Annotated in this window: 18 protein-coding genes; 4 read left to right on the top strand and 14 right to left on the bottom strand. The window is 68.6% G+C overall.

The window, feature by feature from the left end; all coding sequences use genetic code 11:
• Positions 1-19: 19 nt before the first annotated feature.
• The 6 genes from D7X32_RS01865 to D7X32_RS01840 all read right to left on the bottom strand — a co-directional run bounded on the left by D7X32_RS01865 (position 20) and on the right by D7X32_RS01840 (position 7,905).
• Positions 20-1,486: a hypothetical protein gene (locus D7X32_RS01865; RefSeq protein ID WP_147449977.1), complete on the bottom strand. Its 1,467-nt coding sequence runs from the start codon at positions 1,484-1,486 to the stop codon at positions 20-22.
• Between the two features lie 238 nt (positions 1,487-1,724).
• Positions 1,725-2,639, bottom strand: a complete 915-nt coding sequence (locus D7X32_RS01860) for a hypothetical protein (protein WP_120600757.1) — start codon at positions 2,637-2,639, stop codon at positions 1,725-1,727.
• 83 nt (positions 2,640-2,722) lie between these two features.
• On the bottom strand, positions 2,723-4,039 hold the full coding sequence (locus D7X32_RS01855) for a DUF1444 domain-containing protein (RefSeq protein WP_120600756.1): 1,317 nt from the start codon (positions 4,037-4,039) through the stop codon (positions 2,723-2,725).
• A 116-nt stretch (positions 4,040-4,155) separates the two neighbouring features.
• Positions 4,156-4,920: a PA5033 family protein gene (locus D7X32_RS01850; RefSeq protein ID WP_147449976.1), complete on the bottom strand. Its 765-nt coding sequence runs from the start codon at positions 4,918-4,920 to the stop codon at positions 4,156-4,158.
• Positions 4,921-5,058: 138 nt separating this feature from the next.
• On the bottom strand, positions 5,059-6,696 hold the full coding sequence (locus D7X32_RS01845; protein ID WP_120600754.1) for an LVIVD repeat-containing protein: 1,638 nt from the start codon (positions 6,694-6,696) through the stop codon (positions 5,059-5,061).
• Positions 6,697-6,879: 183 nt separating this feature from the next.
• Positions 6,880-7,905: a methyltransferase gene (locus tag D7X32_RS01840; protein ID WP_120600753.1), complete on the bottom strand. Its 1,026-nt coding sequence runs from the start codon at positions 7,903-7,905 to the stop codon at positions 6,880-6,882.
• Between the two features lie 120 nt (positions 7,906-8,025).
• Here D7X32_RS01840 and D7X32_RS01835 point away from each other — a divergent pair, with 120 nt between their 5' ends.
• Positions 8,026-9,036, top strand: a complete 1,011-nt coding sequence (locus D7X32_RS01835; protein ID WP_120600752.1) for a methyltransferase — start codon at positions 8,026-8,028, stop codon at positions 9,034-9,036.
• A gap of 16 nt (positions 9,037-9,052) precedes the next feature.
• Here the strand turns inward: D7X32_RS01835 and D7X32_RS01830 are convergent, their stop codons facing one another.
• The 4 genes from D7X32_RS01830 to D7X32_RS01815 all read right to left on the bottom strand — a co-directional run bounded on the left by D7X32_RS01830 (position 9,053) and on the right by D7X32_RS01815 (position 12,514).
• Positions 9,053-9,931: an SMI1/KNR4 family protein gene (locus tag D7X32_RS01830; RefSeq protein WP_120600751.1), complete on the bottom strand. Its 879-nt coding sequence runs from the start codon at positions 9,929-9,931 to the stop codon at positions 9,053-9,055.
• Positions 9,932-9,978: 47 nt separating this feature from the next.
• On the bottom strand, positions 9,979-10,806 hold the full coding sequence (locus tag D7X32_RS01825) for a crotonase/enoyl-CoA hydratase family protein (RefSeq protein WP_120600750.1): 828 nt from the start codon (positions 10,804-10,806) through the stop codon (positions 9,979-9,981).
• Between the two features lie 145 nt (positions 10,807-10,951).
• Positions 10,952-11,863: an SDR family NAD(P)-dependent oxidoreductase gene (locus tag D7X32_RS01820; RefSeq protein WP_120600749.1), complete on the bottom strand. Its 912-nt coding sequence runs from the start codon at positions 11,861-11,863 to the stop codon at positions 10,952-10,954.
• Between the two features lie 51 nt (positions 11,864-11,914).
• Positions 11,915-12,514 (bottom strand): TetR/AcrR family transcriptional regulator, encoded by a 600-nt coding sequence (locus tag D7X32_RS01815; protein ID WP_158625579.1) that lies wholly within the window; start codon positions 12,512-12,514, stop codon positions 11,915-11,917.
• A 109-nt stretch (positions 12,515-12,623) separates the two neighbouring features.
• Between D7X32_RS01815 and D7X32_RS01810 the strand changes: the two genes are divergently transcribed.
• Both D7X32_RS01810 and D7X32_RS01805 read left to right on the top strand, forming a co-directional pair.
• A complete protein-coding gene (locus D7X32_RS01810) occupies positions 12,624-13,604 on the top strand; it encodes an alpha/beta fold hydrolase (RefSeq protein WP_120600747.1) in 981 nt (326 codons plus the stop codon).
• A 25-nt stretch (positions 13,605-13,629) separates the two neighbouring features.
• On the top strand, positions 13,630-13,821 hold the full coding sequence (locus tag D7X32_RS01805) for a type 2 periplasmic-binding domain-containing protein (protein ID WP_147449975.1): 192 nt from the start codon (positions 13,630-13,632) through the stop codon (positions 13,819-13,821).
• 19 nt (positions 13,822-13,840) lie between these two features.
• On the opposite strand, the gene D7X32_RS01800 is transcribed toward D7X32_RS01805, so the two are convergent.
• From D7X32_RS01800 to D7X32_RS01785, 4 genes are all read right to left on the bottom strand, one after another.
• A complete protein-coding gene (locus tag D7X32_RS01800; RefSeq protein WP_120600745.1) occupies positions 13,841-16,336 on the bottom strand; it encodes a jacalin-like lectin in 2,496 nt (831 codons plus the stop codon).
• A gap of 18 nt (positions 16,337-16,354) precedes the next feature.
• The gene (locus tag D7X32_RS01795; protein WP_120600744.1) at positions 16,355-17,719 is read right to left on the bottom strand and encodes a hypothetical protein; all 1,365 of its coding nucleotides are present in this window, start codon (positions 17,717-17,719) and stop codon (positions 16,355-16,357) included.
• Positions 17,720-17,942: 223 nt separating this feature from the next.
• Positions 17,943-18,629: a TVP38/TMEM64 family protein gene (locus tag D7X32_RS01790; RefSeq protein WP_120600743.1), complete on the bottom strand. Its 687-nt coding sequence runs from the start codon at positions 18,627-18,629 to the stop codon at positions 17,943-17,945.
• A gap of 20 nt (positions 18,630-18,649) precedes the next feature.
• Positions 18,650-19,243, bottom strand: coding sequence for a hypothetical protein (locus D7X32_RS01785; protein ID WP_120600742.1), 594 nt, complete (start codon positions 19,241-19,243; stop codon positions 18,650-18,652).
• A gap of 341 nt (positions 19,244-19,584) precedes the next feature.
• Between D7X32_RS01785 and D7X32_RS01775 the strand changes: the two genes are divergently transcribed.
• A complete protein-coding gene (locus tag D7X32_RS01775; protein ID WP_120600741.1) occupies positions 19,585-20,154 on the top strand; it encodes a hypothetical protein in 570 nt (189 codons plus the stop codon).
• The last annotated feature ends 13 nt before the right edge of the window (positions 20,155-20,167 follow it).

Raw genomic sequence — 20,167 nt, 5'->3', positions numbered from 1 at the left:
GGGCCATCGCACGCGCGGGCTACTCGCAGAGGCCCGTCTTGCTGCTGCAACTGCCCGTGAGGCAGAGGTACTGCCACGAGGGGGCGCCTCCGTCCGGCCCGGTGAAGCGGCAGCGCTCGCCCAGGCGCGGCTGCGGGGCGCAGGTCGCGCCTCCATCCTCCCCGCGCGCGCAGATGAGGTACTTCGCGCAGTCCTGGGGCTTGTCACAGGCCGCCCCCAGGGCCTTGCCCTCCGTGCAGTGCCCGTCGAGGCACCGCTCGGCCCAGGGACATTCCACGTCGTAGCGGCACTCGCCCGGGCCCGCCGTGATGCACACGCCGGTGCCCGCCACCCCCTTGTCGCACAGCAGGCCTTCCGCGCATTGGCCGGGGCCCGTGCAGGCCTCCCCTTCGCTGAGCGAATCGGGCGCGATGCAGAGGCCGTTGGGGCCGGGGCAGAGCTGGCCGGGGCCGCAGCCAATGCCCCGTGCATCGCACCGCACGCCTTCCGGCTGGCACTGTCTGGGAACCGAGGCATCCGGGCTCACGAAGGTGCAGACCCGGCCCGGCACGCACGTCCCCAGGTCGCAGAGTGGGGCCGGCAGGAACCCGCATTCGTACCGGGTGTCCTGTCCGCACGTCTCGCCGTCCTGCCTGTACGCACGGCAGGTGCCGACGCCCGCCGTGTCCTCATGGGACAGGGGACGGCAGCCGGACGACGTGTCCGGGTCGCAGGGCTTCGCGAAGCTGCAAGCCTCTCCCACGTCGGGCCGCGGCACGCAGCACCCCTGCGCGCAGGAGCCGTGTTCGTCACACGGTGCGTCCCCCACCTGGCCGCAGGGACTGCCCACGGGACGCCGTTCCGGACAGGCGACGCAGACGCCCGCATCGCTTGCATCCTTGAGGCAGTAGCCCGTGCGGCAGTGGGCATCCATGCCGCAGGCCCCTCCCACCGAAGCGCGCACGAAGGCACAGCCGCACACCGTGGAGGACGGGTTCACATCTCCCGAAAGGCACGCGGACGCGGCTTCGGGCCAGTACGTGAGATAGCCCGCCTCCCGGCTCACGAGCGGGAAGCGGGACGCGCAATTCATTTGCTCACGCTCGACGCAGCCGGACTCGGCCGTGGGCTCCACCGTGCCGGCGTCCACTCCGGCCGCGCACAGCAGGCGGGCCGAGTCCTCGCACCACCGCTCTGCGGGAGGCACCGGGCCGGCCGCCGGCAGCACCAACGAAGCACACGTGTCCGCAGGCACCGTGGCATCACAGCGGCTGGCCCACGGTGCCTCCGGGGCCTGGGGCGCGGGCAGCGCGCAGCCGACGCTCGCGTCCGGCACTCCGGCGTCCTCGGGGCCCGCGTCCGTCACGTCCCCTGCGTCAGCGGTGCCGTCCGTGGGAGGAGGATCGGTAGGTGGGCAGGCTGCTGCCAGGGTGAGCGCCAGCGCCAGGGCCACCCGCATCAACGCGCGGCGAACCGCCCTCCCTTGAATGACAGTTCCATCCGCCATGCCGTGGCCTCCGGGAGCCCTTGTCCCGTGTCCTTCGGGGACACATCCCATCGGATACGCACCCAGGACCGCGGCCGGGTTGTTTCCCAGGGAAGGAATGTCCAGCCCGGGGACACGGCCGGACAGGGCAGCCACGAGGCCTTCCAGCTCATGTGACCACTCTACGGCATCATCGAAGCGAACATGCTGGCTGTTGGTGTTCGGAGAAAGGCGCACAGGGCCTCCGCCCTAAACCCTCTCAAGCGGGCCAGAACCGGCGGCACTCCGCGGTCCATTCGGCATGGCGGGCGCTGCCGGACATCCACGTCTTGTAGCGGTACTCATGGCGGCTGCGCTTCTGGAAGTAGAAGGACCAGCGCCCCTCCTTCCGCACCCCGAACACGGTACCGAATTGCATCAGCTCGTCCTGATCCACCTTCCAGAACGACCGGAACGCATGCGTGCCCACGTGGTGCCAGGAGGTGCCGCTCACGCCGTGGTCGTATTCGAGCTGGGCGGTGCCCGCCACGCTCAGCATGCCGGGCATGTAGTCCAGCATCGATGCGGAGGCCGACGACTGCTGGTTGCCGCCCATGACCTTCCGGGCGGCGTTGAAGCGGGCCTCCATCACCTGGACCTTCGCCTGGTACCTCGCCGCGTCGTTGGGTGCGTTCGCCCCCGCCGCGTTCGCGTTCAGGTGGTACACCGTCGGCGACGTGGGGTCGCCGGTGACGAAGATGGAGCACCCCTGGAGGGCGGCGGTGACGAAGTAGTTCGCGTCCGCGCCCAGCCGCACGCAGTGGGTGCTGTCGAAGCCCCAGTGCAGGTAGTAGATGTTGAAGGACTGCGCCACCACGGGTCCGCCCACCAACAGGGCCAGCAGGTTGTGGTCCCCGTTGAAGATGACGCCGGTGCCCGGCTCGGTGATGGTGTGGGTGTTCTGCGAAAGGTCGGCGGCCTCGTGCAGCGCCCCGCTGAGCACACAGCCCCGGGTGTCGTAGACCGTGGCCTCCAGTCCCTTGGGGTCCAGGTTGCGGTCATGCATCAGGCGCTTCAGCCCGACGAGCGATCGCTGCTGGGACGGAGGCGGCGCCACCATGAGGGCTGGGAAGACGGCCTGCGTCGCGGCCTTCTTCACCAGGTCCTGTGGCTTGTAGAGGGGGATGAGGGCCAAGGGCCGTTCTCCGGGTCGGGGGCCTCGCGTGAGCATACCGCCTTCCGCGGCATGCGCCCGTCACGCGCACGGACGGCTCGGCGTCAGGGCACGTCCATGGCCGTCGGATCCGCCTTCCAGCGTTGGAGCTGTTCCTCCGAGGGAAAGCCCTGCACGCGGTAGCGCTCCGGGTACACCCCCAGCTCGGGCATCAGCAGCGTTCCGGCGTCGCGCACCACCAGGTCCCAGCGGACGGAGGCCACCGGCGGCGCGTCGGGGCCCAGCGCCGCGTCCATGAAGAGGATGACGTCCGCGCGCGGGAGCAGTGACTCGCCGTCGTTGGACCAGAGGGTCTGACCGAAGAAGCGTCCCCGGGCGTCCTTCTCCGGGATGAAGCTGGCGACGAAGACGCCGCTGTGCTCCTGCTCCTGTTGCTGCCGGAGCCGCTCGGTCTGTTCCTCGTAGCCGCGCACCCGGCTGGCGAACGCGAGGTTCTCCAGGATGCTCCGCGACGGGCTCCGCGGTTCGGGGAGGAAGGGCTTCCATCCGTCGGCGGTGAGGCGCAGCGCGTGCCCGTCCACGGGGCGCGGCGCACGGATGCCCTCCACGGCCGCCTCCGCCACCGAGAGCAGGCCCGTGGCGTCCTCGGAGCCGGTGATGAGCAGCGTGTCCCGGTTGGGCACCAGCACCACGGGCTCGCCCTTGACCTCGCAGCCTCGCACCACGTCCTCCAGCAGCAGCCGCGAGGCGCCGTAGCTGTCATTCGTGGCGAGCACGCAGGCGCCCAGGGTCAGGTGTCTGAGCGGCACGGTGTCCATACGCCGCAGGTTGGTCATCGCATCCGCGCGGGCCTGCTCGTAGGAGATGCCCCACCGCGCCAGCTCTTCCATGGGCACGTAGCGCATGGCGTCCGGGGTGTCCTGGACGAGCGCCTCCGCCAGCACCTCGCCCACCGGCCGCCAGGACACCGGCGCCGACCCACCGGCCTGCTGGGAGAACTGCTCGAAGGTGTCGCGGGCGCGCACCACCAGCCGCAGCTGTGGACGCGCCTGCGCATAGGTGGCCGGGGCCTCCGGGAGCACGCCTGCCCGCCCCAATCGCGCGAGCACCTCGCCGCGCCGTTCGGGCGGGGTGGCCTGGTACTCGCGGTGGAAGTTGGTGAGGAAGAGGGACATCCCCAGGCCGCCGTCCGGGGAGTAGCGCTGGATGAGGAATCGCTCCGGGTCGTACTTCAGCTCGCCCGTGGGGTCCGCGGCGCGGAGGGCCGCCAGGGCCTGTTGGGCGAAGTCATCCCGGTCGCTCAGCTCTGGAGACAGCGCTCCAGGAGCCTCGTGCGTTCCGTTGGCGAGGACCAGCGCGGTGACGAGCACCAGGGCCGACACACCGAAGCCGGCCACCTTCCACTGCGTGTTGCGTGACATGGGGCCGGCAGCAGACACCTGCCGGGCCGCTTCGCGCAACCCGCCGCGCCCCACCGCGTGGGGCGCACGAGGCCTGGCGCGTTACCCGGGGAGGGGAGACGCAGCCCTGTCCGGCTTCAGCAGCCCGTCTGGGTCGTGGTCGTCGTCTGACCGGTCCGGTCCTTGAGGATGTACTTGTTCGTGGACGTCGAGATGAAGAGCTCAGCGCCCGCGACCCCGTCCGAGTCACACGCCGCGGTGATGGTGAAGTTGGTGCTGAAGGCGTAGTACTGCGAGGTGCGGTTCGAGTCGTGGATGATGGAGATGCCCTGGCTGGTGCTGTTCTTGGCCACCACGACGATGTCCGCGCCCGCGACGCCGTTCGTGTCGACCACCGTGTTGATCTGATACGTGCCGGAGAACGGATAGAAGTAGCTGCTGGCGCTCCGGTGCCGGATGACGCTGACGCCGCCAAGCGATGCGGTGACGATCTCCGCGCCCGCCACCCCGTCGGTGTCGCTCACGTTCACGATCGAGAAGTTGCCGGAGAAGGAATAGAACTGCGACGTCCCCTTCTTGTCGGTGATGACGCTGATGCCGCCGCTGGTGACGACCACCACCTCCAGTCCCACCGTCCCGTCCAGATCCATGGAGGTGTTGTTGACGGCGAAGCTTCCGGTGAAGCCGTAGAACTTCGTCGTCCCCTTCGACGGGTGGAAGATGGAGATGCCCGTCAGGCTGGTGGTGAGCTGGTCGGTGGTGCCGTCACCGTCGAAGTCGCCGGTGGCGGTGAGCGCGGCCTGCTGGGTTTCCGGGAGCGCATCCGCCGGCTGCTCCTCGGGGGCGCCTCCACAGCCGAGCGTGAGCACGACGGCCGCGAGCGCCGTCCCGCGCATTCCCATCCACCGCCACATCCCATTCATTCGTGACGCGTTCTTCATGGTGCCTCCCAGCGGGCTCGCGAGACGCTCACGAGGGCCCGTGGGAGAATGCTGTCAGAATCATGTTTAAAATGTAAATCTAGAAAGTGTAGTGCTGGGTCAGGGCTCATTGAAGATGAGCAGTCCCCGTGAGGTGTCCACGACGTACACGTAGCCGTCTCCGGGGACGCGGATGCCAATGGCGCCTTCGAGCAGGTCATCGCCCCGGTTGATGTCGGACTCGCGGAACGTGTTGAAGTAGGCGACTTCGCGCGGCTGGGTGGGAATGGAGACGTCCAGCACTCGCAGCCCCTCTTGGTAGTAGGCGAGGTAGAGCCGCTTGTCCTTGAGGATCAGGTTGTGGATGGAGGTCTGCGGGCGCAGCTTGTAGCGGCCCATGAGCTGGATGTTCGTGGGGTCCGTGACGTCCAGCACGCGCAGGTGGGCGCCCTGGTACTCACCGCCCTCGAAAGCGACGGTCTTCCCCGCGAAGGTGCTCACCGCGCTCGCGTGACTCGTCGCGAAGCTGTTGTCGGACTCGAACGTGTAGTGGCCCAGCTCCCGCGGGCTCATCGGGTCCTTCACGTCGAAGACGACGTAGCCCGCGCTGTAGTGGTTGACGTAGAGCCGGTCCTGGTAGGCGAAGGAGTCGTGCGCCGAGGGAAACGCGGACGTCGTGTCGGCGGCGACGAAGCGATTGAGCAGGACGGGCTGGAGCGGCGTGGAGATGTCGAAGATGAGCGTCTCGCCGGTGGGCGCGGGGCCCGGTGACACGGCGTACAGCCGGTGGCCCTCCACGAACAGGGTGTGGACATCCAGGGGGCCGCGGCCGGGCACACTGCGCACGAAGGCAGGGTCCCCGGGGTGGGTGATATCGAAGACGATGACGCCCGAGCTCTTGCTGGCGATGTAGAGCGCGTCGTCCTTGGCCCAGGCCGCGTTCCAATATGAGTCCCCCGGGAGGGAGATCCGCTTCGTGATGACGGGATGGCTCGGGTCACGGACGTCGACCACCGCGAGCCCGCCCGGGGCCTGGGTGAACCGGTCGTCAATGGAGACGACATAGGCGTGGCCGCGGTGGACATACACATCCACCGGGCGCACCGTCTGGACATGGGTCTCGGAGAGCAGGCGCAGCCCTCCCGAGGATTCAGACTCGCCCCGTCCCCAGGTCATCCGGGCGGCTTCAAAGGTGCCCGAGGAGCCGACCTTGCCGTTGCCGCAGCGGGCGAAGCATCCCGTCACCAGCCCGGGGCCGGTGACGCCACAGCCCGCGAAGACCAGGCTCCGGACGGTGTCCCGGAAGGTGTACCGCGCGGAGAAGAGGAAGCCTCCCTGGAGCTGCTGCCGCGTGACCGGAGTGCTCTGCATCGGGAGGACGCTCATGGTCGCGGTGCCGCCCTCCTTGGGGACCCGGATGCCAGCGAAGTCCGCGAAGCCCGAGGCGTGACGCATGTCCACCTGGTAGATGCCGTGGGAATCCAGGGTGGCGAGCGAGGCGGTGTCACACTTCGACAGGTCGAAGAGCGACGGGTCGTCGCAGTCGACGGCCGTCCCCGGGGGCGGTGTGAACGCGCAGGGCGCGTACTCGCCCCGGTCGACCCAGTCCGTCGGGTCGGTCAGGGGCGTATACGTCCCGTCCCAGGGGTCCGCGGGGGGAGGCGGGGGCTCCATGGGCCCCGGCTTGTCGGAGCAGGAGGACGACAGCAGGGCACAACCGAGGATGACTGCACGGAGGGCAGGGGACTCGAGGGCCATGGCACGGCGCTCCTGTCGAGGGGCGAGGTCCGGAAAGGCGCCCGCGCCTGTCAATGCCATGGAGTGTAGTGCGTTGCGCCGGATGAGAGGGATTCGCTTCTTGCATTCGTTGCCCACGCGTCATTGGGCCATCAGTACCGGCTTCAACGTGTGCCAATTCGGCTTCGTCCCCGGTTCAATCGCTCAGGCCTTCACCGTCTCGATGATGCTGGCCCCGCTCCGGGTGGGGATGATGCGCTCCACCTTCCAGGACGTCGCGGCGAGCAGCGCCCGGAACTCGTCCTCGGTGCGCTCGCGCCCGTCGGCGATCACCAGCATGTTGAGATCGATCAGGTGGGATGAGTCTGGCTTCCGGTTGTCCGGAATCACCAACTCCAGCACGAAGAGCCGGGCGCCGGAGGGGGCCGCGGCGTGGAGCTGGCGCAGCAGGGCGGTGGAGGACTCATCATCCCAGTCATGGAGGATGTGCTTGAGCAGGTAGGCTTCGGCGGAGGGAATGCCGGGCTCGAAGAAGCTCCCGGCCACCACGTCCACCCGGCTGGCGAGGCCTCGGGACTCCAGCACCGGCTTCGCGCCTTCGGCGACCTGGGGCAGGTCGAAGAGGATGCCCCGGCAGGAGGGATGGTCGCGCAGCACCTGTGCAAGCAGATCGCCGTGGCTTCCTCCAATGTCCGCCACGCGGGCGAAGGGAGCGAAGTCGATGTGCTGCGTCAGCTCGCTGGCCACCAGGCCGGACAGATTGCCCATGGCCTGGGCGAAGTGCTTCGCCTCATCGGGGTGCCGGGCGAGGTGCTCCCAGATGTCGGAGCCGAGGGCCGCTTGCACCGGGGACCTTCCGGTGCGGACCGCTTCGGGAAGCAGCCCCCACGGCAACCAGTGCGACTTGTCGCTCAGCATGATGGCCACGTCCCTCATCGAGCCAGGGACGTTCGAGCGCAGCCCTTCGCCCATCGGGGTCAGGGCGAAGGTCCGCTCGGAGACGGCCTCGAGGATGCCGGCGGTGATGCCGCCCCGCATCAGCCGGAACAAGGCGCCTGGGTGGACGCAGAGCTCGGCCGCCAGCGAATCACTGTCCCGGGCTCCTGCCGCGAGCAGGTCCGCGATTCCCAGACGGGCCACGGTGCCAATGACCTGGCTGATGAAGAAGCCAGTGATTGCCGAATGAAGCTGCTGCGTGGGAGACGGATTCGTGTCGGGGATGATCTTCATGACATGAGCCTAATGCCGTTCAACGGTGTTCTGTAGCGTCATCCGGTGGACCCCGCGGGCCGGGGCTGTCTTGACTCCGGCGGGTTGACGTCTGGATTTGACCGGGAGTACGACCCGGAGATGACCCTACCGACCGTCCATCCGGCGCAGCTCATCGTCGACCTTGGTTTTGGTTTCATCCTCTCCGGCGCGCTGGCGGCAGCGGCGGAGCTGGGAGTCGCGGACCGCCTGGAGCAGGGCCCGAAGAGCGCGGCCCGACTCGCGGAAGAGGTGGGCGCGGATGCGGCGGCGCTGTACCGGGTGCTGCGGTTGCTGGCGAGCGCGGGCGTGTTCCTGGAGGACAACGACGGCACCTTCGCGCTCACCCCCGCCTCCGACCTGCTGCGCACCCAGGCCCCCGGCTCCCTGCGCAGCGCGGTGTTGATGCTCACGCAGGACATCTTCTGGGCACCGGCCGGCGCGCTCACGCAGACGGTGCGGACGGGGACGAACGCCTTCGAGCGCATCTTCGGCAAGCCCTTCTTCGACCACCTCGCGAGCGACGCGGCGGCGGGGGCCACCTTCCACCGGGGCATGTCCAGCCTGTCGGACCTGGAGAACGGCCCCATCGCGCGCAGCTACGACTTCAGCGCCTGCCGGCAGGTGGTGGACGTGGGCGGAGGCCACGGCGGCTTCCTCATCGAAGCGCTCCGGGCCTCGCCGTCGCTCCGGGGCGTGCTCTTCGACCACCGGCACGTCCTGGACGAGGCGCGCATCGCCTCGGCGGGCCTCTCCGGCCGCTGTGAGCTGGTGGAGGGGGACTTCTTCCAGACGGTGCCTTCGGGCGCGGACACGTATGTCCTCAAGCGCATCCTCCACGACTGGAGTGACGAGGTATGCGTGGACATCCTGCGCCACTGCCGCCGCGCGATGGCCGAGGGCGGCCGGGTGCTGGTGGTGGACACCGTCATTCCGCCCGGCAGCGCGCCGCACGGGGGCAAGGTGCTCGACGTGATGATGCTGGCCTCGCTGCCCGGCCGGGAGCGCACCGAGGAGGACTTCCGCAAGCTCTTCGCCCAGGCGGGCTTGCGGCTCTCACGCGTCATCCCCACGCCGTCCGCGCTCAGCATCACCGAGGCCGTGGCGGCGTAGGGGACGGAGCCTCCGCTCACTTCGTCTTGAGGAAGAACCGGTGATCCGACCACCAGTCGAAGTGACCGCGGCTGCGTGAGAAGTAGATGCCGTGGTTGGCATCGAGCGCCTTCTCCCAGATCTTGCCGCCGTCCTTCTTCTTGAGCTCGCCCGTGGGCTTCCCCAGGAGCTTCGTCGCCGTGAAGTCGTTCACGCCCGAGGGCAGCTTGAACGCGAGCGGACCGTCGTAGTTCTTGCCGAGGTGCACTTCGCGGATCACTCCGTCGCGCCCGACACTGACGGTGATGCCGCGCTTCGGGTCCTTCAGCTTGCCCTGGGCCTTGGGCAGCTTCGCCGGCAGCTTCAGCTTCTTCAACTCCGCCGCGAGCTTCGCGTCGCTCACATGCCTGCCCAGCAGCGACACGAGCCCTCGCGGAAGGGGCGCGAGCTTCTTCACGCCCTCGCTCGCGACGGGCGCGGGCGTGGCGTCGCGCTGGTACGTCTTCACGTTGAACTTCGCGGGCTTCGGCGCCTGGACCTTCTCCTTGGCAAGCCACGCGACCAGTGCCTCGCGCTCGTCACCCTCATCGAGATCATCCAGGTGCGTTCTTCCCGCGCCGAGCGCGAGCAGGAAGGCTTCGAGGCTGGGCGCGACGACCTTCAGCGCGTCCGACTCCGAATCGAACAGCACCACGGGCGCCGGCTTCACCGTCGAGACGAGCGCGAGCAGCGAGCCCTCGGGCAGCGAGAGGAAGCACCACGCGTCGCGCAGCCCGCCGGGCACCCTTGGCGAGATGAGCTCGAAGGCGCCGAACGCGCCGTACTCCTGCTTCGCGAGCCACTTCGCGAAGCGCGCGAGCAACGGCGGAACGGTCTGCCCCTTGGGGGCCTTCAGCTTGACGACGTACCTGCTCATCGAGTGGCTCCAGGTGGGTTGGCTTGTTTGAAGCGACCGCGTGCGCGTCAGCGCCCCTGGAAGCGGGGCGGACGGCGCTCGGCGAAGGCGGAGAAGGCCTCCGTCAGGTCAAGCGACTGGAGGAACGCGGAGTTCCACACCGCCACGTAGCGCAGCCCGTCCGCGATGGACTTGTCCGCGCAGTACTCCATCACCTGCTTGGCGCCCTGGATGACGAGCGGCGGGTTGTCCGCGATGCGCCGCGCCGTCGCCCGCGCCTCCGTGAGCAGGGCCTCGGGGGAGGGGAAGACCTCGTTGACCAGGCCCATGCGCAGCGCGCGCGCCGCGTCCACGTCGCCGCCGGTGTAGGCCAGCTCGCGCGTGTTCCCCTCGCCGATGATGCGCGGCAACCGCTGGAGCGCGCCCAGGTCCGCGACGATGCCGACCTTCACCTCGCGCAGGGAGAACTTCGCCTCCTGCGAGCAATACCGGAAGTCACACGCGGCGATGAGGTCCATGCCCCCGCCAATGCACCAGCCATGCACCGCGGCGATGACGGGCTTCTTGCACCGGGCCACCCCCTCCGTGGCCTGCTGCATCTCTCCAATCAGCTTGAGCAGCCGGCTGCGCTCCAGCGCCAGGTTGCTCTCGCCCGTGAGCAGCGGCCCAAGGGACTCCATCATCCCCATCAGGTCCAGGCCGTAGGTGAAGTGGCTGCCCTCGCCGCGCACCAACACCACGCGCACGGCGTCGTCGGCGTCCAGCGCGCGGAGCACCTCGGGCATCTCCCGCCAGAAGTCGGGGCCCATCGCGTTGCCCTTGCCCGGGCCCGTGAGCACCACCTCGGCGATGCCCTCGCCCTTCTCGATGCGCAGTGACTTGTACGTGCCGTCCATCCGTTGCCTCCCAGCGAAATGAGCCCATCAAGCATACCTCCTACGGGCGGTCGGACTCGGCACGCTGAGGCCGCTTCGTCCTGAGCGAGGCCCTGCACCGCGACCTGATCGCCGGCAGGCCCGTGCGGCGCTGAGCCGTCCGCGCTCAGCCCGGAGCGCTGACGAGAGGGCGCAGCAGGTCCTCGGAGACGGTCCAGAGCCGCTGGGCGAACGCGGCATCGTCCAGCAGCTTGTGGCCCCGGGCCTCCTGGCAGTCGGCCCAGTACTTCCCGGTGAGGCCGTCCACGCGGGGGCTCGCGGCAAGCAACGTCTGCGTCGCCGCGCCCGCTTCGACGGACTTCATGAACAGCCGGGCCACCGGAATGATGAGCGTGAACGGAAAGCCCAGGCTCCGCGTGAGCGAGGTGCGCACCGCGCCCGGGTGCAGGGAGTTGACGCAGATGCCCCGGTCCGCGAGCCGGCGCGACAGCTCCCGGGCGAACAGCGCGTTGGCGAGCTTCGACTGCCCATAGAAGGCCACGGGCTTGTAGCCGCGATGCCCGTCCAGGTTGTCGAACTGGATGCCCTCGCGGGGGGCCTGGTTGACGCCCGCGCTGCTGCTGAGGACCACGATGCGGCCCGTGCGGTCCGGCACCCGGTCGACCAGCCGGTTCACGAGGAGGAAGTGGGCCAGGTGGTTGACGAAGAACTGCTGCTCGACGCCGTACCGGAGCTCGAGCTTCGGAGGGGCCATCACCCCCGCGTTGGCGATGATGGCATCCAGCGGACGGCCCAGCGCACGGACGGTCTCCACCGCGGCGAGGACGGAGGCCACGTTCCCCAGGTCGCAGGCGACAGGCGTCGTCGAGCCTCCCACCCGGGCACACGCCTCCCGCGCCTGTTCAAGCGAACGCGCGAGCCCGATGACGTGTCCGCCATGCGAGGTGAGCGCCCGCAGGGTCTCCGCCCCCAGGCCGGCGTTGCAGCCCGTGAGCAGGAAGGTGCGCCCCTTCAGGTCGACCCCTTCGAGCACCTCATCCGCGGTGGAACGGGCACCAAAAGGTAGAGCTTCGCTCATGGGAGAGGCCTCCGTGCGGCAAGCAACGAGGGAACGGCAGGGCAGGGCGCGTCAGCGGCCCCGGCGCAGCGGCGCGAACAGCATCCGCACCCCGACGGTGACTTGTTCAACGAAGGTTTCGCGCGAGGTGCACGTGTGCTTCCAACCGCGCGCGGTGGCGTGCAGCGTCCGCGCGAGCTGCGGCGCGGTGAGTCCGGCGGACGCATAGACGTCCATCAACGGCGAGTCGGAGAGCGCCCGGGCCAGGGCCTTCTCGAACCGGGAGTCATGGTCGGCCAGGAGCGAGCCCGTGAGGACGCCGCTGGTCTCGATGAGGTCCGAGGCATCCCCTCCCATCTGTCCGATGTAGCAGCCCAGCCGCTCGTCGAGCGCGGCCACCAGCCGGGCCTCCAGCGGGCGCCCGGGTTCCGTCAGCGCCGCGAGCGCCGCCTCCAGGTAGCTGCCGAGCGCGTACTCCACCGCCGCCCGGAACAGCTCCTCCTTGGTGGCGAAGTGCAGGTAGAGCCCCTGGCGGGACACATCCGCCGCCCGGGCCACCTCCTCCATCGACGTCTTGCGATAGCCGAAGCGTACAAACACCCCGAGCGACGCCTCCAGCAGCTTGCGCCGCCGCGCATCATCCGGGGGCTTCGAGGGTGACTTCGGGTCCACGGCCATATGGACTTGATTGACAGTCTGGGCTCAGGTTGTCAATCGAGACTATAGGCGCTCCAGGTGGGACAGCATCTCCGGCGCACCGACCTGCTATGGACGCTCCACCATGAAGATCTCCCCCGTCCACCGGGTCGCCGGTGTCCTCGTCCTCTCCCTGGCGTTCATGGCCTGCTCCACCGGCCCGCGGCCCCCGGCGACAGCAGCCGGCGCCGAGCCGCGTGCGCGGCAGGCCGTCGTCGATGGCGTCCCGGTCGCCTTCCACGTGTTCGGCAGCGGGCCGGTCGTCATCGCGCACCCCGGTGGGCCGGGGGGCGACTGGGGCTCCCTCCGCATGCCGGAGGTGGAGCAGGTCGCCACCGTCGTCTACATCGAGCCGTTCGGCACGGGTGTCTCCGGCAGGCTCGCCGACCCCAACGGCTACACGATCGAGGCGTACGTCAAGGCGGTGGAGGGCGTGCGCGCGGCGCTCGGCGTGGACCGGGTGGTGCTCCTCGGCCATTCGCACGGTGGCTTCGTGGCTCAGGGCTACGCGCTCACGCACCCGGAGCACCTGCGTGGGCTCATCCTCTACGACACGTCACCGGTGACGGGCGGCGAGCTGGGCCGGGACATCATGTCGAACCTCCAGTGGTTCGAACATGAGCCGTGGTTCGCGGAGGCCAGCGCCGGCTTCGCGGCCTTCAGCGAAGAGAAGACCGACGCCGACGCCACCGCCGGCATGAAGCGGACGATGCCTTTCACCTTCGCCGACTGGACCCACCGCGGCCACGAGTTCGCGGCCTACCGGGAGCAGGTCCAGATGTGGATCGGTCCCCGGCAGACCGTGCCACCCGAAGGAGGCGCGTTCAGTACCGGGGAGACGAGCTTCGATGTGCGTCCCCGGCTGCATGAGGTCAAGACGCCCACGCTCATCCTCGTGGGCGCCCGGGACGCCATCTGCTCGGAGAAGATGGCGCGCATGGCTCATGCAGGAATCCAGGGCTCGCGGCTCGTCGTGCTCGCGCACAGCGGTCACATGGGCCACATCGAGGAACCCGTGGAGCACGGCCGCGCCATCCGCGAGTTCCTCGCGACGCTCGCGCCCTGAGCGCGCACCCGCCGGACTGGTGGCGGTGCCCGAGAAGATGTGCGCCGCCGCGCTCGTGGCGCTGCGTCTCAAGACCCTGCCGATGCCCGTGAACGTCCCGGTGCTGTCCATCGTGGCGGCATGGCACCGGCGGCACGAGCCTGATCGCGCGCACGGTTGGTTGCGTCAGCAGGTGCAGGCCGTGCTCATGGAACTCACGGCCGCCGGACCCCGCTGACGCCCCTCCTCGTCCGGTATCAGAGCAACTGCACGTTGGCTCCCAGCGCGGCGATGTACGTGGTTCCACCCGAGTGCACGACCGTCGTCCCGAAGAAGGACCGGAACGCGCTGCCCGTGGGCGCGACGAGCGAGAAGGGCTTCGCGCCCTGCACGTTCCCCATCGTCCCGAAGGGACCGTAGGTCTTGCCCCGCGCGGTCTTGAAGGTGATCTGCGCGATCTGCGTCATGCCGAAGTACGTGCCCGTGGAGCCCGTCATCGAAACGATCGCGTCGTCCGTGAGGTCGATCGTGGTCGCGTTTCCACCCGGGCCTCCCTCGAAGGGCGCGGTATTGGAGCCGTAGGCAGGTTGGATGGCGTCGATGATGTCACCCGAGCGCACCAGGAGGCTCGTCATGGGCCCCCAGCCACTGACCGTCGGCAGGTTGTCCCAAGGGGTCCCCGGCCCGCCCACGGGTCCCATGGGCCCGTAGGGCATGCCCGTGTTGAACCAGTCATTGATGAGCTTGAGCTTGATGGCCGACAGGTCGCGGCTCACCGGCATGTGCAGCGGCTGGCTGATGTCCAGGCCGAGGACACGCTGGATCTTCTCGCGGTTGACGATGACGCCTTCATACGTCCACAGCTGGAAGCGGCCCATGATGGGATAGAGCATCCCGTACTGCCGCAGGATGTCTCCAATGCCATTGACCCACGAGGGCGTGCCGGTGATCGGCGTCTGCTGGTAGATCTGGACGCTGACGAGGTCGTTGGGGTCCGGGTTGTAGTCCGCGACCGCGGGGCTGAACGTGTACTGGGTGAAGTAGACCTGCCCGTCCACGTAGCCGCGTGGATTGCCTGGATCCGTTCCGGTGAGGGTGAGGGTGGCCTTGCCCCCGGTGACGCTCACGGGATTCGAGGACAGCTGCAGCTTGCCCTGGGGCGTCGAGATGTTCGACTCGCTGATGCCATTGGTGCCCGACGTGCCCAGGGTGCTCAGGGTGTAGGTGGCCGCGGCGCTCGGGCTGAGGGTGTTCAGGGCGATCTTCCACTGCTCCGTCCCCTCGACGCGGCCGAACTTGCGCACGTAGAGGTTGAGGGTGTTGGTCTCACCAAGCCGGAAGGTGGGCGTGGTCTGCATGCCCGGGTTCATGCGGTAGATGAACTGGTCCGCGCGAAGGCTCAGTCCCTCGGAGTTCTCCTCCAGCAGGGTCTGGGTGCCGGCGCTGGTCGTGCTCTGGATCGCGAGCGGAAGGTTCGCGAGGCTCTGGGGGTCGACGCCGCCAAAGTTCGTGACGACCAGCATCCCGGACTGCTTGTCGATGAAATCGGGATTGCTGTAGTCAATCGACGGGACCACGGTGGTGTACGTCTTCGAGGAGCCGGAGCCCGTGTAGTAGGCGAGTGACAACGTCCCCAGCTTCTCCGCCCAGAGCGGGCGCCCCGGCAACCGGACGGGCAACGAATTGGCCAGGTCGAGCGTCAACGAGGGCGTGGAGCCCGCCAGGTTGAGCTGCGCTTGAGCCCACCACGCGCTCAAGGCCGGATTCGGGTTCTGGATCTGCGCCAGGGTGCGCGCCGGCACGGCGAAGGTGGGCTCGCCATCCAGGCACGGGCCCACGGAGCCGACGAGCTTGCCGTAGTTGAAGTCATAGAGCGGCTGCTCGGGCAGGGGCTGCTGGGTGCTGTAGTTGATCCACGGCTGGTAGGGCTGCTTGGTCGCCGCCAGGATCGCCGGACCGTACTGCTCCGCCGTGCTCTGGCCCAACAGCTGATCGAGCAGGGAGCTGACGTACATCTGCGTGGGGATGTAGCCCCGCCCCGGAGCCACCGGCTTGCCGGTGCTGTCCACGTTCATCACGTAGTCCTGGAGGCTCGCGAGCTTGTCCAGGATGGCGGGGGGCACCCCCTGTGCCTGCATCGTCTGGAAGGTGGCGGGGGTGAAGGCGAAGAGCTGCGGGGCGTTGTTGTGGGCGCTGACCACCAGGCGGATGGACAGGCGGTTCGGCGACGCCTTCTGGAGCGCCTGGAGGACCGCCGAATCGCCGGCGTTCCATTTCAGGTTCGTGAGCGTGGATTGGTAGACGGCGGAGCCGCTCGCGGAGTTCCGGGGCGTGTTGGGCCCCTGCGAGTTCCCCCAGATGCCATTGAAGGCGACCGGCGTGAACAGGCCCTGGACGTAGGCGCCGCTGATGTCACCGATCATGACGGTGAAGCCCCAGACCTCACTGCCGTTCTGCTGCATGGGGTCCAGGTCCACCATCTTGGGCGGTGAGCCTGTGTACAGGGCGATGACCCCAGCCCCCACGAGCGAGTCGCTCCCGCCGCCGGGCGTCTCGACGGTGGTCACCTTGCAGTTGAGCAGGTCGAAGATGCTGTCGCCCTTGGGCTCCCAGTAGAGCTCGATGTTTTCGGGCTTGAGCGAATCCGAGTTGTAGTTCGCCGGGTTGTAGTTGTTGGGCGTGTTGTTGATGGTGGCGGGCGAGGCCTGGAACGAACCGGAGAAGTTGATGCGAGGCGTGTCGAGGTAGCTCATGGGGGTCTCCTCAGGGTTCTAGTTGCCGCCGATGTAGGGGCTGCACGCGGCGGGCAGGGCGCCGTTCGTGCACCCGCCGGGCATCTGGACTTCGTCGAAGAGGTGGCTCAAGCCCGCGGGCGGCAGGTTCTGGCCGTCGGTGGGGCCCGCCATGTTGTGACAGCTCAAGCAGTTGTAGGGGTTGCTCACCGCCGCGACGCCGTTCTGGACGAACGTCTCCATGGACGTATTGGCGGCGGACAGCGAGCCCTGCTGGGCCTGCAGATAGGGAGGGAGCGTGGACCCGACGGTCCACACGTTTCCGACGAGCTCGTAGTTGGCCCAGACCTTGTTGATGCGGCTGGGGTTGGCCTGGATCAGCGCCTGGACACTGCTGTTGATGGCGTTGATGGCCAGGGTGCTCTCGGCGAGCATCGCGCGGGTCTTGTCCTGACAGGCGAACTGGTTGGGATTGACGCTACAGTCGACGCCCCCGGGGAAGGTGCCGATGGCCGAGTCCCCCTGCGCGTGCATGCGGCAGACCTGGGCGGGCTTGCCCGGTTGATAGGTGTTGGTCACGCAGTCGGTGCAGCCCGGGTTGTAGAAGTTCCACGCTCCGCCGAGCGGAGGCGCCGCCGAGAGGTTGCTGCAATCGGGCGCGTTGTTGCGGTGCTCGAACGTGGCCCAGATCATCGCCGGGAAGCTGGGCGTCTTGGACACGATGTGCATGCCGGTCAGCCCCAGGTTCACCTGCCGGCAGGGGCTGTCCTTGACCTGGATCAGTCCGGGAACCACGTAGTAGAGGCCCGAACTGGCGGCCGCGTCGTCGAGCACCATCCAGCTCGACTTCAGCTCGACGGCGGTGTCCGGGTACGCGAGGTTCGGATACTTCTGGATGATGTCGATGCCCTTGTTCCCGGGCTTGAGTTGCCCCGCGCAGTTCGCCTGGTAGAGCTGACAGGACGTCAGCATGGTGTAGGTACTCTGATTGACGGACATGCCGTAGTAGACGAACTCGCCTTTCAGATCGATCAGCGGCTGATCCGCCCCGGCCTGCTTGATGATGTCGGTGTAGAGGCGGGGCGTCTTGCCTCCGGCCGCCGCCGGCTTCGCTGCGTGGGTGCAGGAGACGGGCGGCTCCTGTCCCCAGGCCGTCGGCACCCCGTCCTTGATGAAGATGCCGTAGGACGGCATCCACGTCTCGAATTGCACCATGTCGGGCTTGCCGCTGACCGGTTGGACGAGCGCGAGCATGCTCTGCCACATGAACTGCTCGAAGTTGCAGATCGTCTTGTTTCCCGGCACCTCGCTGGGGAGCGTGGCGCTGTTGAGCCAGGCCAGGTCCGCCTGGCAGTCACTGGCTCCGAGCGCCGTCGCCTTGGCGGGAGGCGGTCCCGAATCCATGAGCGACGTCGCTGGGCAGGCCAGCAGCCCCGTGGCACCGAGTGCTACGGCTAGCAGGATGCGCGGTTTGTCGGACAAAGGCATTCTCCCCCATGCGGTTGCACCCGACGAGGCGCCGGGCGTTGGTGCGGGAGCTTAAGCGCACCAGGGGTGAAGCCGTCGAGGTCTAAACAGACGAAAAACAGTCTTGCCGGAAATTCATGCAGTGCGGCAAAGCCCGCCGTCAGTCCATCCGGGATGTCTGGGTTACGGGACGCCCGGGTAGGAATCGCCGCACCGACCAGAGCGCGAGTCCAGGCAGCAGGACCATGCCCACGAACAACGTCAGGAATGACCCGAGTCGCGCGGAGAAGGCACCCACCGCCGCGTAGGTGGCGCAGACGCCCAGGTTGGAGAACGCGCAGGCCGCGAGGAAGCTCCCCAGGGGCATGCGGCTGGCGCCGGCGAAGAGGACGGAGGACTCCGCCAGCATCGGCACCCCGCGCAGGGCAATCAGCAACCAGGGGCCCCGGTGTTCGGCCAGCCGGGACAGACGCTGGAGTTCCAGCGGACCCAGGGTGCGCCGCAAGGCCGCCTCGCCGCCCCTGGCGCCCAGCAGGTAGCCCCAGCCACAGCCCACCATCATTCCCACCCAGCACGCCGCCAGGCCGCCCCAGAAGCCCAGCAGCGCCCCTGACGCCGTGCCCACGAGGCTGGACGGCACCGGCAGGACGATGTCCCCCGCCAGCAGGCCTCCCAGCACGAGCGCCACCTGCCAGTCGGGAGGGCGCGCCTCCAGGAAGGCCTGGGTGGCTGCCTCCAGGCGCTCTCCGAAGAGGAGGAAGGGAACGAGCACGGCCGCCAGCACCACGCTGACGCAGATGCTCCAGCCCACCACCGCGCGCTTCGTTCCAGGGCTCGCCAGGGTCATGGTTCAGTGCCCGGTGCGGCTCAGAAACCAACGCCGAGCGAGAACGAGGCGCTCGGCTGGAAGCGGGCCTGCGGTTTGATCAGCTGCGGCGCGGCGTTGAAGTACGCGGCGCTGAAGCCCAGCTCCCCCACGAACTCGAAGCCGGAGGAGATGGGCAGCAGGGCCCGGAGGGACGCGCCCACCTCGGGCCCGGCGGTCTCCACGCCCGTGGGGCCAGAGCCTCCGAAGTCGAAGCCCGAGCTGTCCTCACCCACCTGCAGCTCGGCGAAGCCGGCGCTCAGCCGGGGTTGGAGCCAGCCGAGGCGCGTCTTCCAGGAGGTGAGCGTCAGGTTGGCGCGGAAGTGGGCGATCTCCGGCTCCGGGTCGTGGTGGAGGAACCCCGAACCCGTGCCGCAGGCCTCCACGCCCAGCCGCGCCACCGGGGACAACTCCAGACAGATGCTGGGGCGCCGGCCGGAGGTGGACGCCCCGGCGCGCAGGTTGCCGTAGTTGCGCGGAGGCTCCTCGCGCTGGTCCACCGCGACGCCCACCGGGGATTCCTCCGCGACCGCGAAGCCGCCGCCAAGCAGGGTCGCGAACACCAGGAGGCGCAGCGGAAGGCCAGGGCGTGTCATCGGGCACCAGGGATGCGAACGCGGGGGAGCTGCTGCCTATGTAGCCCGAACCGGGCAGGCACATCCAGGCCATGTCTAGAGTTCGCAGCGGGGTCAAAGCGACTCCGCTCGCTATGGATTGCCAGGAGACGCGCAATCTGCACATCCACGAGGATGAACCGCTCGACGAGGTCCAGTTCAAGGCCTGGGTGAAACAAGCCAGCCAATTGCCCGGCGAATACATGTGAGTGGTCCGCGCGGGCCGCGGCAAGGCATCAGAAAGATCCCCTCAGGACCTCCAGTCCCTTCTGTGGGACGGGCTTTCGGAATAGAGATGAAGGCACACACCCCCTGGAGGACCGATGTCGCCGCGCCATCTCGTGCCGTGGTTGTTGCTGGTGAGCCTCGTGACCGCCTGCGCTTCGTCGTCCCCGGCGGAGCGGCCCGGGCGTCCGCCGCCCAGGGTCCTCTTCCAATCGCCGCTCGCGCTGTTGCTCGAGCACCATGAAGAGCTGGTGCTCACCACGGACCAGTTGATCCAGGTGGGTCAGAAGGAGGAAGCCCTCGACGCGGCCAACCGGCCCCTCCGTGAGCAGCTCCGGCAGGTCTACCACCCCGAACCCGCCCCAGGAGAGCGGCCCCCCCGCGGAGCAGGGATGCGTGGCAATAGCGGCCCCGTGGGCCTGGGAGGCCGCCCCGCGTACCAGCCTTCCGACCGGCCTCCCGAGGCCCTGGGCGAAGAGGGCCTGAAGCGGCAGCAGGCCCTGCTCCAGGCGATGGAGGACAACGAGATGGTGGCCTTCCGCGATGTCGAAACACTCCTGGACGAGACGCAGAAGGCGAAGGCGCGGGAGCTGGTCTCGAAGCAGCGTGAAGAGCGACAGCGCGCGCGGGAGTCCATGCAGCACCCCGAAGCCCCCCCGGCGCCGTAGCCCTGCTCGCGCG

Origin of the sequence: Corallococcus carmarthensis (assembly GCF_003611695.1) — a bacterium.
Taxonomy (GTDB): Bacteria; Myxococcota; Myxococcia; order Myxococcales; family Myxococcaceae; genus Corallococcus; species Corallococcus carmarthensis.
This window is presented reverse-complemented; position numbering and strand designations above follow the sequence as displayed.

What these genes read in the sequence shown, in the direction of transcription:
- D7X32_RS01865 (WP_147449977.1), bottom strand. Translation starts at nt 1,486, where the DNA reads ATGGCGGATGGAACTGTCATTCAAGGGAGGGCGGTTCGCCGCGCGTTG.
- D7X32_RS01855 (WP_120600756.1), bottom strand. Translation starts at nt 4,039, where the DNA reads ATGTCACGCAACACGCAGTGGAAGGTGGCCGGCTTCGGTGTGTCGGCC.
- D7X32_RS01850 (WP_147449976.1), bottom strand. Translation starts at nt 4,920, where the DNA reads ATGGGAATGCGCGGGACGGCGCTCGCGGCCGTCGTGCTCACGCTCGGC.
- D7X32_RS01845 (WP_120600754.1), bottom strand. Translation starts at nt 6,696, where the DNA reads ATGGCCCTCGAGTCCCCTGCCCTCCGTGCAGTCATCCTCGGTTGTGCC.
- D7X32_RS01840 (WP_120600753.1), bottom strand. Translation starts at nt 7,905, where the DNA reads ATGAAGATCATCCCCGACACGAATCCGTCTCCCACGCAGCAGCTTCAT.
- D7X32_RS01835 (WP_120600752.1), top strand. Translation starts at nt 8,026, where the DNA reads ATGACCCTACCGACCGTCCATCCGGCGCAGCTCATCGTCGACCTTGGT.
- D7X32_RS01830 (WP_120600751.1), bottom strand. Translation starts at nt 9,931, where the DNA reads ATGAGCAGGTACGTCGTCAAGCTGAAGGCCCCCAAGGGGCAGACCGTT.
- D7X32_RS01825 (WP_120600750.1), bottom strand. Translation starts at nt 10,806, where the DNA reads ATGGACGGCACGTACAAGTCACTGCGCATCGAGAAGGGCGAGGGCATC.
- D7X32_RS01820 (WP_120600749.1), bottom strand. Translation starts at nt 11,863, where the DNA reads ATGAGCGAAGCTCTACCTTTTGGTGCCCGTTCCACCGCGGATGAGGTG.
- D7X32_RS01810 (WP_120600747.1), top strand. Translation starts at nt 12,624, where the DNA reads ATGAAGATCTCCCCCGTCCACCGGGTCGCCGGTGTCCTCGTCCTCTCC.
- D7X32_RS01800 (WP_120600745.1), bottom strand. Translation starts at nt 16,336, where the DNA reads ATGAGCTACCTCGACACGCCTCGCATCAACTTCTCCGGTTCGTTCCAG.
- D7X32_RS01795 (WP_120600744.1), bottom strand. Translation starts at nt 17,719, where the DNA reads ATGGATTCGGGACCGCCTCCCGCCAAGGCGACGGCGCTCGGAGCCAGT.
- D7X32_RS01790 (WP_120600743.1), bottom strand. Translation starts at nt 18,629, where the DNA reads ATGACCCTGGCGAGCCCTGGAACGAAGCGCGCGGTGGTGGGCTGGAGC.
- D7X32_RS01785 (WP_120600742.1), bottom strand. Translation starts at nt 19,243, where the DNA reads ATGACACGCCCTGGCCTTCCGCTGCGCCTCCTGGTGTTCGCGACCCTG.
- D7X32_RS01775 (WP_120600741.1), top strand. Translation starts at nt 19,585, where the DNA reads ATGTCGCCGCGCCATCTCGTGCCGTGGTTGTTGCTGGTGAGCCTCGTG.